12 protein-coding genes are annotated in these 12,388 nt (G+C 66.7%); 1 reads left to right on the forward strand and 11 read right to left on the reverse strand.

What is annotated here, in order from left to right:
* Positions 1-25 precede the first annotated feature (25 nt).
* From A5652_RS01770 to secY, 11 genes are all read right to left on the reverse strand, one after another.
* Positions 26-1,063 (reverse strand): histidinol-phosphate transaminase, encoded by a 1,038-nt coding sequence (locus A5652_RS01770; RefSeq protein WP_067346022.1) that lies wholly within the window; start codon positions 1,061-1,063, stop codon positions 26-28.
* The gene (locus tag A5652_RS01775) at positions 1,063-2,082 is read right to left on the reverse strand and encodes a 3-oxoacyl-ACP synthase III family protein (RefSeq protein WP_067346024.1); all 1,020 of its coding nucleotides are present in this window, start codon (positions 2,080-2,082) and stop codon (positions 1,063-1,065) included. The genes A5652_RS01770 and A5652_RS01775 overlap by 1 nt, the downstream gene beginning before the upstream one ends.
* Positions 2,083-2,092: 10 nt before the next feature.
* Positions 2,093-2,758 (reverse strand): hypothetical protein, encoded by a 666-nt coding sequence (locus tag A5652_RS01780; RefSeq protein WP_067346027.1) that lies wholly within the window; start codon positions 2,756-2,758, stop codon positions 2,093-2,095.
* Positions 2,739-4,484, reverse strand: coding sequence for a thiamine pyrophosphate-binding protein (locus tag A5652_RS01785; RefSeq protein ID WP_067346030.1), 1,746 nt, complete (start codon positions 4,482-4,484; stop codon positions 2,739-2,741). Before A5652_RS01785 ends, A5652_RS01780 begins: the two co-directional genes overlap by 20 nt.
* 92 nt (positions 4,485-4,576) lie before the next feature.
* The gene (locus tag A5652_RS01790; RefSeq protein ID WP_067346032.1) at positions 4,577-5,917 is read right to left on the reverse strand and encodes an FAD-binding oxidoreductase; all 1,341 of its coding nucleotides are present in this window, start codon (positions 5,915-5,917) and stop codon (positions 4,577-4,579) included.
* A gap of 9 nt (positions 5,918-5,926) precedes the next feature.
* Complete coding sequence (locus tag A5652_RS01795) at positions 5,927-7,117, reverse strand: NAD(P)/FAD-dependent oxidoreductase (RefSeq protein ID WP_067346034.1); 1,191 nt, start codon at positions 7,115-7,117, stop codon at positions 5,927-5,929.
* A gap of 45 nt (positions 7,118-7,162) precedes the next feature.
* Positions 7,163-7,873 (reverse strand): anti-sigma factor, encoded by a 711-nt coding sequence (locus A5652_RS01800; RefSeq protein WP_067346047.1) that lies wholly within the window; start codon positions 7,871-7,873, stop codon positions 7,163-7,165.
* A 39-nt stretch (positions 7,874-7,912) separates the two neighbouring features.
* Positions 7,913-8,458, reverse strand: a complete 546-nt coding sequence (locus A5652_RS01805) for a sigma-70 family RNA polymerase sigma factor (protein ID WP_082983731.1) — start codon at positions 8,456-8,458, stop codon at positions 7,913-7,915.
* A gap of 61 nt (positions 8,459-8,519) precedes the next feature.
* Positions 8,520-9,320 carry a type I methionyl aminopeptidase gene (gene map / locus A5652_RS01810; protein ID WP_067346036.1) on the reverse strand — a complete coding sequence of 267 codons (801 nt, stop codon included), beginning with the start codon at positions 9,318-9,320 and terminating at the stop codon, positions 8,520-8,522.
* Between the two features lie 2 nt (positions 9,321-9,322).
* Complete coding sequence (locus tag A5652_RS01815) at positions 9,323-9,868, reverse strand: adenylate kinase (RefSeq protein WP_067346038.1); 546 nt, start codon at positions 9,866-9,868, stop codon at positions 9,323-9,325.
* Positions 9,865-11,190, reverse strand: a complete 1,326-nt coding sequence (gene secY / locus A5652_RS01820) for a preprotein translocase subunit SecY (RefSeq protein WP_067346052.1) — start codon at positions 11,188-11,190, stop codon at positions 9,865-9,867. The genes A5652_RS01815 and secY overlap by 4 nt, the downstream gene beginning before the upstream one ends.
* Positions 11,191-11,476: 286 nt before the next feature.
* On the opposite strand from secY, the gene A5652_RS01825 reads away from it, so the two are divergent.
* Positions 11,477-12,388, forward strand: a 912-nt coding sequence (locus A5652_RS01825) for a class I SAM-dependent methyltransferase (RefSeq protein WP_067346040.1), incomplete at its 3' end; no start/stop codon positions are given.

A 12,388-nucleotide genomic window follows, 5' to 3' on the forward strand; every position in this document is an offset into this window, starting at 1 on the left:
TACCGCACTTTGGCCGCGATTTTCCTCAGGCTTGTGACTTTGCCACTGCGGTCAGCACCGCGCGGGTGGATGCGCGGCTCCCGACGGTGATCCGCGCGCCTCCGTCGGGGTAGGGCCTGACCTTCAGTCCGGCGTCACCGAACACCTGTTGCCAGTGCCGCCCGACGGGCGGCAGGTAGACGAAGTTGGCGTGTCCGTCGGTAGTGCGCACCCCTAGCGCAGCGAGGCGCCGAGACAAATATTGTCGCTCACCGGCGATCCGCAGAATGCGTTGCCGCAACTGGTCGTCGGCCGCATAGGATGCGGCCACCGCGACCAGGCTGGTGATCCCCATGCCAAACGGCAATTGCATCTTCCACAGGATCGCGGCGAGCTCCGGTGAGGCGAACCCGTAGCCGATACGAAGTCCGGCCAACCCGTAGGCCTTCGAGAACGTCCGCAACACCACGACATTTCCGAAGCGCCGCACCAGATCCGGCCCGCCGACGCGGTGCTGTGGGGCGACGAATTCGATGTAGGCCTCGTCGAGCAGCACGACGGTGTCGTCCGGCACGCGGCGCAGGAATCGCTCGACCTCCGGGACGGGTTCCATCGTGCCGGTCGGATTGTGCGGCCGGCACAGCACGACGACCTTCGCGTCCGCCGCCGCCTCGGCCATGGCCCGTAGGTCGTGGTGACCGGATTGGTCGAGCGGAACGCTGACCGGCGTCAGGTGGGCCATCTGCGCGAATATCGGGTAGCCGTCGAATGTGGGCTCGCTCAACACAACTCGGTCGCCGGGCCGCGTCACCGCGTGCAGGACCTGCATCGCCACGCCACTCGCCCCGGCTCCGAGCACGACCTGCTCGTCGCCGACCCCGACGTGCCCGGCGACGAGGGTCCGCATCCGTTCGGGCCGGAATTCGGGATAACGGTTGGCGGCGTCGATCGAGCGAATCAACGCCGACCGCACGGCCGGCAGCGGCGGGAACGGGTTCTCGTTGAGGGACAGCGCCAGCGGATCGATCGCGTCCGGCAGTGCGCCACCCATCTCGACGGGGTCCGCGTCCAGCACGACCGACATCAGTCTCGCCCGCCCCACCGGACCGCGGCCGCGCCCGCGAAGTCGCCGGCGTGCGCGAACGCCGCCATCATCACCACATCGCCGGCCTTGAGCTGACCGTCGGATATGGCACGGTCGAGGTTGATGGGGATGCCGGCGCCGAACAGGTTGCCGCACTCGTCGAAGGTGTCGCGATGACGTTCGGCCGGCACGTCGAGCGCCTCCCGCCAGTTACGCAAGAACACCCGATTGGGTTGATTGGTCACCAGTAGATCGATCTCATTGGAGCGCAACCCGATCCGGTCGCAGACCGCGAGCGCGACCTCGGGGACCTGCCTGTTGCCGCGCGCCAACACCTTGGTGATCTTGCTTTCGGTGAAACCGATGCAGCCTTCACCCGGTCCGGGTTGCCACCATTTCCGGGGCGGGTCGACGGCGATCGTCATGTCGCCGGCGTATTCGCCGTAGGTGCGGCACTCGACGTCGAGAATCGGTGAATCGTCGGACAGGGTGACAAGGCCGACGGCGGCGCCGTCACCGGGCACCGACGACTGCGCCTTCGCCCGCACGCCGGGTTGATCGAAGATCTGTCCCGCGGCGTTCTGCGCGACGGCGATGAGCGCGGTGCGCCCCTCGCCGGACATCAGGAGCCGACGGGCCACCTTGAGCCCCAGCACGAACGCCGCGCACCCGCCGTTGTGCAGATCCAACACCCAGTTGGGTCGCATGCCGAGACGGTGCGCGATGCTGCCACCCCCGCCGTAGAACGGCATGTCGGGCATCTGAGTGTGGGTGATCAGCACGTCCACGTTGGAGATGACGTCGTGGCCGTTCCGTTCGATGACACCCGCGGCGGCCTGCTCGACCATGTCGACCGCGGTTTCATCGGCCGCGACGTGATGGCGGAACTTAGGGGCGCGGAACATCAGGTTGTCGGCCAGCTCATCGGAGCCGGCGAACTTCGCGTAATAGCCTGCGCCGATGGGTTCTCCGGGCAGGTAGGTGGAGACGTCGGTCAGGCTCGCGGTTGGTTGCTTCATTTCGCGGTGCTCATCTCATCCAGACCGGCGTGATCGGCAGGCCGTTGCGGTGGCGATACTCGGCGATCGTCTTGAGGTTGTGCAGTTCCACTCCGTGACCGGCACCGAAGATGTCCCAAAAGTCACCAACCCAGCCCGTCCGATCCGGCGGCGCGGCGTCGGTGTACGGGTTGTTGTCGTAGAAGGGGTGGTGGCAATTGGTCCACAGCACAACGGAACCGGGCTTGTTCAGTACCATCTGCGCGTCGACGACCCGCATCAGGTAGATCATCCAGAGGTGCTGACTCTGGTCCCAGGCGCAGTGATAGTCGACGGTGCGCGCCTCGGCGTTGGCCACCGTTCGGGTGAAGATCTTGGTATCCGGGAGCAACCGGTCGTAGGCCAGCCACAGCCCGGGCTCGTCGGTGGGGGTGAAGTCGCGCAGCGTGTACGTCCACTCCTCGAGGCTGCGCGTATCGGCCAGGTATTCGAACAGCTCGTCGGGTGGGCAGTCGACGTAGTCGCTGACAGTGCAGTATCGCCCGAAGACCTCGTCGTGCGGGTACACAGACCGCATCTGGGCCATGAACATCGGGGCGGTCTTCTCCAGCGGCGAGCTCTCGATCCGGACCAGCCCCTCGATCGGCTCGGTGGTGCCGGTGTGAACGTGAATGTCGTCAAGCGCTGGCAGGGACATCTGATCTTTCCCCTTCGTGAGGTGTCGGTCGGCCAATGAATTTGGCCGCTTGCTGATTCAAAAATGTTGCAAAGGGCGGGATTTCGTCGGCGGAGCACTCAATGCTGATCACCGAGGGGCCGTCCGTGGTCATCGCCCCTTCGAGCACGGCAGCCAGCCCGTCGACGTCGGCCACGTCTATCGCCGACAGTCCCGGGAACATCGCCGCCAATCCGGCGCCCAGCCGGCTGGGACCGAACCGGTTGTAGCTGTACAGGTCGTCGTAGAACAGCTGTTCGCGGGTCACGCACATGGCGTGGGCGTTGTTGTTGAACAAGACGAACGTCACCGGCAGCCGATACTGCACCGCCGTGTGAACTTCCATGCCGTGCATGAAGAATGCGCCGTCGCCGGCTATGACTACCGTGCGCCGGCTGAACCGGCTGTCCGCGGCACGGCCGAAAGCCATCCCGATGGCGGCACCGAAGCTGTAGCCCATGCCCCCCATGCCGAGCGCGACGGCGAACCGCCCGCCACGGCGGACCGGCAGGTGGTGAATGGCCGCCGCACCGGTGTTGCCCGCGTCGACGACGATGTCCACACCGTCGGGCAGCACCCGGTCCAGCACGCTGAGCGCATCGCGGTAGCGCACACCCGGACCGCGATGGGGCGGTGGACGCAGTTCGGTGTCGGTCACGAAATCGGGCACCCGCAGGCCCCTCGGCCGCCCGTGGCCGGACAGTTCCATGGCCACCATGCGCAAGGAGGTCCGCAGGTCGTCCGTGTACACGTGGGTGCAATCGAGGTACGGCGCCGCCGACCCGATCGACACCGTCCGCGCGGCCGTCAGCACCTCGTCGAGGCCCGCCCGGGCCGTCACCGACAGGCGGGTGCCCACCACCAAGCACACCGTGCTGTTAGCGACCGCCTCGGCCACGCCGGGATGCCCCATCACACCGGTCACACCCAGGGCCGACGACGAGCCCGAACCTGGCGTTCCTGCGACGTCTTTGGCGTCGGGCACGCATGCCACCCGCGCCCGCAGCGTGGCGCGCAGCGTCTCCAGCTCCGCTCGGGCATCGTCGCGGGCAACCTGCTCGCCGGCGATGATCGTGACCGGCCCGTCGGCGGCCCGTAGCGCGCGCAATACCGGATCCAGATCACCGATCCGGGGCGCCGCCGACGGACCGGTGGTATGCCCATCGCGACCGACGACCGTCACCGGCTTCTGCTGAACGTCCTTGGGCAACAACAGGACAGCCGGGCCACCGCCGCGTGCGGCCGCGATGGCCTCGGGCAGTGCGGTGACGATGTCGGAGGGCGTCAGCACCCGGCGGCACCAGACCGATACCGCCGAGAACAGCGCCTCGGCATCCAGCGAGCCATTGCGGCCGCTGGTGTCCTGGAAGCTGCCTCGCCCGTCCATCGTGGTCGCCGGCTGGCCCACCAGCGCCAACACCGGGACACGGCTGGCCAACGACTCCCCAAGGCCGGGAACAAGATTGAGGGCACCCCCACCAGAAGTCGCCGCCACTACGCCCAGGCCGGCGCCGCTGCGGCTGTATCCGTCGGCCATCGTGGCCGCGGAGAATTCATGCTTGGCCAGCACGGCGGTGATGTCTGCGCAGAAGTGTGCGGCGTCGTAGAGGTCTTCGATGTTGGCGCCGTCGACACCGAATATGTAATCGGCGTCGGTCCTCGCGAGATGCTCGACGATGTGGTCGACCACCCGGTGTTGCCTCGACATCTGCTCACCTAACTTATGACGATGCCAGTAACACGACCCGCGGGTAACTTCAGTTCACTCCCTGAGCGGGATCCCGCTGATTGCCAGCGCTTTTAGATACGTGTCAAATAGCTGTGGAAGCGGCCATCCGGGTCGTAGGCGGCGCGCACGCGGTCCAGCCGTGCCATGTTCGGTTCGGTGATGAATCGCGCGGGGCGCCGGCACAGGTTCTCGTCCGCGAGCGCGATACCGGTCGCCAGGTGCGACATGGCGGCCATGTTGGACGCGGCCCAGTCGCGGTACCGTTCGTCGTCCGCCGGATCCTGCCAGATGGTGTACAGCGCCATGTAGATGTCGTCTTCGAGGCCATAGACCATGTCGGTGCGGCTCGGCGACGTCTTCCAGCCCGTGAAGATGAAGTGTGAGGGGTGCGGCGGCATCGTTTCGATGATCCGGCGGATGCCGGGCAGTAGTTCTTCGGCGGAAGCCGAGGTGAACATGCTGTCCGCGATGTAGCGGTGGCCCTTCGGGTAACTGGTCATCACGGCCGTATACCAATTGGCCAGGGTTGTCGGCGCGTAGGGAAGGCCGACGATCGCCTTATCGATAACCGGGCAACTGCCCAGCGGGGCAAGGGCTTTGGCCGCCTCGTCCTCCGAATCGGCGAAGACGGGCGAGGCGATCGTGATGCCCGGCTCCTCCAGGCCGGCTCCCGGGAAGCTACGGGCGGTATGCATCTGCAGTTCGACCCGGTGATCGAGCTCGCCGCTGATCGAGCGCGCCCACGTGAAGACCTCGTCGGCAAGCTCGATGGGGTACATGTACAGGCAGGTGCCCCACACCGCCGGACGCGGATAGACCCGTAGCTTGAACGAGGTCACCACACCGAAGAAGCCGGGGCCCGAACCGCGTGCGGCCCAATACAAGTCGGGATTATTCTCGGGATCGCAATAGAAGTGCTCGCCGTCCGCGGTGATGACCTCCAGCCCCAGCACGCTCTCGCACGCCGGTCCGAGGGCCCTGCTGTTCCAGCCGTAGCCGCCTTGCAGCAGATAACCACCGAGGCAGATCCCCTCGCAATGGCCCGCGGGAAAGAACAGGTTTTGCGCGTCGAGTTCGGCCGCGAAGACGCTGGCGATCTTTCCCGGGCCGACGTCCGCGGTCATCCGTTCCGGATCGACACTGCAATGATCGAGGTGGCTAACGTCCAGCAGCAGGCCGCCGTCGCGAAGGTGGTTGGCGACCCAGCTGCGCCCGCCCGAACATACCCCGACGCGATGCCCGTTCGCCCGCGCATAACGCAGCGCCGAGTCCACGTCGTCGGCGTTGTGCGCCTGGACGATGACGTCCGGGAATCGTTCCGGCACAAGGCCGTTCCATACCGTATCGAGACGGGCCGCTTCGTAGCCCGCTTCGCCGCGGAAGAAAGTGTGTTGCTTGGTGAGCAGATTCATTTGCGTTCCTTAAACCGGCGCCAGTTGTTCGCTGTCCTGCGACCGCCTGAGGTAGGCCGCGACCTTCGCGGCCAGCGGCGTGGCGGCCAGCCGGATGGCCCGCAGCGGACCATTCGGCGGAATCCCGTATCCGATCGCGAACATTCCCTCCCCGACGTGGCAGGCGAAGCCGCCGCGCGGGTTGCCGTGCTCGTCGAGGACACCGAGGTGGCCGACCAAACCGCGCAGGTTCGTCTCGAAGCCGGTTGCGGCGATGATCACCTCGGGCGTCACCGATGTGCCGTCGGCGAGGATGACGGAGCCGGATTCCAGCCGGGTGACGGCGCCTACGACTTCGACGCGCCGCGCTCGAACCGCGTCGATTAGCCCGTCGGCCAGCGTGGGGATGCGGCCCCGTGTCTCGACTGTCGCTTTGAGGCCGACCGTGGGTCGCTGAAAACCGTAGGGGGACAGGTCGCCCCACATCAGGCGGGTCGCACGGGCGATCAACGGATCGACCACGCGGGCGGGGATCCTTGCGGACAGCTCGAGGAAGATGTCCGACGGGAACCCGCCGATGGCCCGGCGCACCAGGTGCGGTGGTGTGCGCACCGCCAGCCAGATCCGGCCGGCGCCGTCGTTGGCCAGCTGCACCGCGATGTCGGCCGCCGAGTTACCCGCCCCGACCACGAGGACGTCTCGGCCGCGGTACGGCCACGCGTTGACGAACTTCCCGGAGTGAACGAGCTCGCCTTGGAAGCAATCAAGCCCCGGCCAGCAAGGAGCGGCCGGTGCATCGTAGTTGCCCGTGGCGAGAATTATTGTGCGGCTTAGGACTTCGCCCGATGACGTGTCGAGCTGCCACACTCCCCCGCAACGGTCGACCGAGTGGACTTCGCACCCCAGCATGAGTGGGATCTTCTGCTGTACGACGTAGCGATCGAAGTAGCGGACCATGTCCTCCTTGGTGGGCCATCGGCCGGCGCTCAACGGGATACGTTGTCCCGGTAGGTGAGACAAGAACCCGGTCGTGTTGAGGCGAAAGTCGTCATAACGCGTGCGCCAGGAGTTCGCGGGGGCCGCCGCGCGGTCGAGCACGAGCGCTGTGACACCGTGCCGATGGCCGAGTTGCCGTGCGACGGCCAGCCCCGCGGGCCCGGCTCCGATGACAACGGCGTCGACGCTGTCCCGAGTCGCGGCCGCGCGGTGGGTCCCTGGCATGCCTGTGTAACGACACGCGAGGGCGGTGGGTTCACCGCGCGGTGTTTACAGCGAACGCTGCAACAACACTTGTCCGGTGTCGGCGGCAACCACCTGCACGGCGGCGATCTGGTCGACCGGAGTCGAGATGGCACCCGCCGGCGTCGCCGTGTGGCCGGGTACGGCCACCCATGTCGCCAGCCGGGTCTGGCTGCCATCACGCCCCAGCACGACCATCGCGAGCGTGTCATGGTGCGCGGTCAGCGGAGCCAGGCACACGCAGCGCAGGTTGATGGACGTCCCCCAGTGCTGGCCGCTGACGGCGATTGTCGACGTGAGCAGGCTGGTGCCCACCTGCGCCATCGGCGCCGAAGACGCGGTCATCTGCTGCGACGGGGTCGACGACCAACCCTGAAGTCCGACGAGCACCGCGATGGCCAGCACCGCGGCCGCGGCCGCCGACGCCACCCAGGTCACTACCCGGGTGCGGCGCCGCCGCCACCGGACCGTCGCCAGCAGGGACGGCAGCAATTCCGCAGAGATCTGAGGGGCCGGACCGGATTGGTCGATCGCGGCCACCTCGTCACGGTCGAGTTGTGACAGCAGGGCCGGCACGCCGCTGAGATCGGCGACGGCGGACCGGCAGGCCGGACACTGCGCCATGTGCGTCTCGAACTCGCGCCGTTGCGCGGCCGACAAAGAGCCCAACACGTATGCGGCATCCCACATCGCGTAACGATCTTCGGGAGGGCCGATATCGCGTACCGGCGTCCTCATTTCATCCATCTCTCTCACCCCTCGCGCATTCGGAGCCCCTCATCGGGTAACCCCAAGTTCCTGCAGAGTGAGCCGCAACGCCCGCACAGCATAGTGTAGTCGCGACTTCACTGTTCCCTCTGCGATTCCTAGGTCTGCAGCAGTCTGTGTGGTGGTCCAACCGCGGTAGTAGGACCGTTCGATCACCGCTCGGTGCTCGGCGGACAATTGGGCCATCGCGTCCGCTATCAGCAAACGGTCCAGCGCCGCGTTGACCTCGTCCGGTGTGGACTGTTCGGGCGCACCCGAGACGTCCGTGGAGCCGACGACGTTGCGAAACCGCGCGCTGCGCCGGTCGTCGATGATCATGTTGCGGGCCACGGTGAACAACCACGCCCGAGCCGAGCGCTCGGTGTCGCCGACGACCTCGGGGTGTTGCCACGCCCGCAGCAGCGTTTCCTGGACCACATCCTCGGCCTGGCTCGCGTCCCCCGTCAGCCGCAGCGCGTAGCGCCACAGAACCGCGGCGTGTTCGTCGTAAAGCGCCTTCATCAGAGCGGCCTCGGCAGCGCCGGTCACTCCGCGACTGCCAGAAACCCGAGCCACTCGATCACCTCCTGCCGGGGAAACGAGGTGAGTGGGCGTTTAGTTCAAGGCTAGTCGGCCACTATGCCGAGGTCAGGACGCGTGGGCCGGCGTCGGTGACCGCGACGGTGTGCTCCCAGTGTGCCGCCCGCGACCCGTCGGTGGTGGTGACCGTCCAGTGGTCGTCGAGCACCACGGTCTTGCCGGTTCCCAGCGTCAGCATCGGTTCGATGGCCAGTACCGACCCGGCGGCAAGCAGAGGGCCGCGTCCCGGAGAGCCCTCGTTGGGCAGGAACGGGTCCATGTGCATCTGGCGGCCGATGCCGTGGCCGCCGTAGCCCTCGACGATCCCGAACGCCCGCGAATGGCGGGCCTCGGCGTCGCGCGTGCCCATCTCGATGGCGTGCGACACGTCGGTCAGCCGGTTACCGGGCACCATGGCCGCGATCCCGGCCTCCAGCGATTCCCTGGTCGCCTGCGACAGAGCTTCGTCGGCCGCATCCAGCGTCCCCACTCCGAAGGTGACCGCGGCGTCACCGTGCCAGCCATCGAGCACCGCGCCGCAGTCGATCGACACCAGGTCACCCGGCGCCAGAATCTCGGCGGCCGAAGGGATCCCGTGCACAACGCGCTCGTTGACCGACGCACAGATCGACGCGGGATAGCCGTGATAGCCCAGGAACGACGGCACCGCGCCCGCGTCCCGGATCACCGATTCGGCGATCTCGTCCAGGCTGAGCGTCGACACCCCGGAAACCGCGGCCGTGTGGACCGCCCGCAACGCGGCCGCCACCACCGCGCCCGCCGCGGCCATCGCGTCGAGTTCGCCGGCACTGCGCTGCGGCACCACCTTGCGACCCCGCAGCCGCGCGAGCGGGTTCATCCCTACTTGCCCAGCGCCTGCAGCGCGCGGGCGAACACTTCGTCCATGGAGCCGATGGCGTCGACCGTCTTGAGTTCGTCGCGGTAGTAATCCAGCAGCGGCGCGGTCTGGGCACGGTAGATCTTCATCCGGTTCAGGATGACGTCGTCGGTGTCGTCGGCACGCCCGCGGCCCTTCAGCCGCTGCAGCAACTCGTCTTCGGAGACCCGGAATTCCAGCACGGCGTCGACGTCGGTGCCCCGGCGTCCCAGCATGTCGTGCAGCGCTTTGGCCTGTTCGATCGAGCGCGGATACCCGTCCAGGATGAAACCGTTCGCCACATCCGAATCGCTCAGCCGGTCGTCGACGAGCTGGTTGGTCAACTCCGAGGGCACCAGGTCGCCGGCGTCGAGGTAACGCTTGGCCTCCAGGCCGAGCTTGGTGCCGTTCTCGATGTTGCTACGGAACAGCTCGCCGGTGGAGATTTGCGGGACCCCCAGCTTCTCCGAGAGCTTCTGGGCCTGCGTCCCCTTGCCCGCCCCCGGCGGTCCCAGCAAAACCACTCTCACTTGAGGAACCCTTCATAGTTGCGCTGCATGAGCTGACTCTCGATCTGCTTGACCGTATCCAAGCCCACGCCGATCATGATCAACACCGCGGTACCGCCGAACGGCAGATTCTGAACCGCCCCGCTATTGCCGATCTGCAAGAACAAGTTGGGCAGCACCGAAATTGCGCCGAGGTAGATCGAACCCGGCAGCGTGATCCGGCTCAGCACGAAACGCAGGTAATCGGCCGTCGGCTTGCCCGGCCGAATGCCGGGAATGAACCCGCCGAACTTCTTCATCTCGTCGGCACGCTCGTCGGGATTGAACGTGATCGAGACGTAGAAGTACGTGAAGAAGATGATCAGGCCGAAGTAGATGGCGATGTACACCGGGTCGCTCGGGTCGGACAGGTAGGTGCCGACGAACTTGTCCCACCAGCTGTTGCCGACCCCGCCGGCGCCGCTGCGGATCAGCTGGGTGATCAGGTGCGGGATGTAGATCAGCGAGGACGCGAAGATCACCGGGATAACACCGGCCTGGTTGACCTTGAGCGGCAGATACGTCGACGTTCCGCCGTACATGCGGCGGCCGACCATGCGCTTGGCGTACTGGACCGGGATCCGGCGCTGGCCCTGCTCGACGAACACCACGCCGACGATGATGACCAGCGCGGCGATCAGGACGGCGCCGAAGATCATCCCGCCGCGGCTGTCCAGGATCTGCTTGCCCTCGGCGGGGATGCGCGCCGCGATGCCCACGAAGATCAGCAGGGACATGCCGTTGCCGATTCCGCGCTCGGTGATCAGCTCACCCATCCACATCACCAGCGCCGCGCCGCTGGTCATCACGAGCACGATGACGACCAGGGTGAAGATGCTCTGGTCGGCGATGATGTCGAGCGAGCAGCCCTGCAGCAGCCCGCCGTTGGCCGCCAGGGCCACGATGCTGGTGGCCTGCAGGATGGCCAGCGCGATGGCCAGATAACGGGTGTACTGCGTCATCTTGGCCTGGCCGGATTGGCCTTCCTTGCGCAGCTCCTCGAACCGTGGGATGACCACCGTGAGCAACTGCACGATGATGCTCGCGGTGATGTAGGGCATCACCCCGACCGCGAACACGGTGAGTTTGAGCAGCGCACCACCGGAGAACAGGTTGATCAGCGAATAGATCTGTCCGGCCGCTCCGCCGCTGGCCTCTTTGATGCACTGCTGGACGTTCGGATAGTTGACGCCAGGGGACGGCAACGCGGCACCGACCCGATACAAGACGACGATGCCAAGCGTAAAGAGGATCTTCCGTCTCAGGTCGACTGTCCGCAGCGATGAGATGAAAGCGGAAAGCAACTCTTCCTCCTGCGCAGCCGGGGTTTCCTGCATCACGCGCCCAACACCCGCAGGCCAGGACGTACGGCCGCCTTAATTACAGCGCGTCAAACCGTGTACGAGACTAACAGCTGGTATGCCCAGGTCCGGTCAGGGCCATCGCGTCGGCCTTCCGATGGCCCCGTGCGGCATCGTTGATCGGACGTTCGCCGCCGCCGTAGCGCGCGGAAAAACACAGGAAGCCGTAAGCCGTGAGGCGTAGAGTTCCTCCCGACTCGTTGCATTTGCTAAATAACTTGGGAGCACCATGACACGCACTGACCAGGACAGCTGGGACTTGGCCTCGAGCGTCGGTGCCACGGCCACAATGGTCGCCGCGGCACGCGCACTGGCCAGCGAGGCCGGCAACCCGATCATCCACGACCCGTTCGCCGCGCCCCTGGTGCGCGCCGTCGGTCTGGATTTCTTCCGACGCCTGGTCGACGGTGAGGTCACGGAATCCGATGGCTACGAGGGCAGCGGTAAGGATTTGGGGCTCGAGACCGACTCCATCGCCGTGCGCACCCGTTTTTTCGACGACTTCTTCCTCAACGCCGCCCGCGACGGGGTCCGCCAGGCCGTGATCCTGGCGGCCGGCCTCGACGCCCGCGCCTACCGGCTGAGCTGGCCGCCCGGGAGCGTGGTCTACGAGGTCGACCAACCCGCCGTCATCGAGTTCAAGAGCGCCACCATGTCCAGCCTGGCCGCCGCGCCGACCGCCGAGCGGCGCACGGTCGGCATCGATCTGCGCGAGGACTGGCCGGCCGCGCTGCGCGACAGCGGCTTTGATGCGACGCAACCGACCTCATGGAGCGCCGAGGGCCTGCTGATGTACCTGCCGCCCGAGGCCCAGGACCGTCTCTTCGACAACATCACCGAGCTCAGTGCCGCCGGCAGCGTGCTGGCCACCGAGTACCACCCTGCCGCCGCGGGCACGACGATGTCGCAGCGCGCCCAGGAATTCAGCGACAGGTGGGCCAAAGTCGGCTGCGACATCGACCTGTCGGGCCTGTTCTTCGACGGCGAACGCAGCAACGTCGTCGACTACCTGACCGGCAAGGGCTGGGAGGTAGCCGCCCGCCCGCGCCGCGAGCTGTTCGGTGACTACGGCCTGGAATTCCACGACGACGAGGCGACGGCGCAGTTCCGCAACATCGTCTCCGTCACCGCCACGCTGCGC

Source organism: Mycobacterium sp. 1165178.9, assembly GCF_001673555.1.
Classification (GTDB): Bacteria; Actinomycetota; Actinomycetes; order Mycobacteriales; family Mycobacteriaceae; genus Mycobacterium.

Excerpts from the sequence above, each read along its gene's own strand:
- A5652_RS01785 (WP_067346030.1), bottom strand. The coding sequence starts at position 4,484 with ATGTCGAGGCAACACCGGGTGGTCGACCACATCGTCGAGCATCTCGCG.
- A5652_RS01770 (WP_067346022.1), bottom strand. The coding sequence starts at position 1,063 with ATGTCGGTCGTGCTGGACGCGGACCCCGTCGAGATGGGTGGCGCACTG.
- A5652_RS01795 (WP_067346034.1), bottom strand. The coding sequence starts at position 7,117 with ATGCCAGGGACCCACCGCGCGGCCGCGACTCGGGACAGCGTCGACGCC.
- map (WP_067346036.1), bottom strand. The coding sequence starts at position 9,320 with ATGAACCCGCTCGCGCGGCTGCGGGGTCGCAAGGTGGTGCCGCAGCGC.
- A5652_RS01800 (WP_067346047.1), bottom strand. The coding sequence starts at position 7,873 with ATGAGGACGCCGGTACGCGATATCGGCCCTCCCGAAGATCGTTACGCG.
- A5652_RS01775 (WP_067346024.1), bottom strand. The coding sequence starts at position 2,082 with ATGAAGCAACCAACCGCGAGCCTGACCGACGTCTCCACCTACCTGCCC.
- A5652_RS01790 (WP_067346032.1), bottom strand. The coding sequence starts at position 5,917 with ATGAATCTGCTCACCAAGCAACACACTTTCTTCCGCGGCGAAGCGGGC.
- A5652_RS01780 (WP_067346027.1), bottom strand. The coding sequence starts at position 2,758 with ATGTCCCTGCCAGCGCTTGACGACATTCACGTTCACACCGGCACCACC.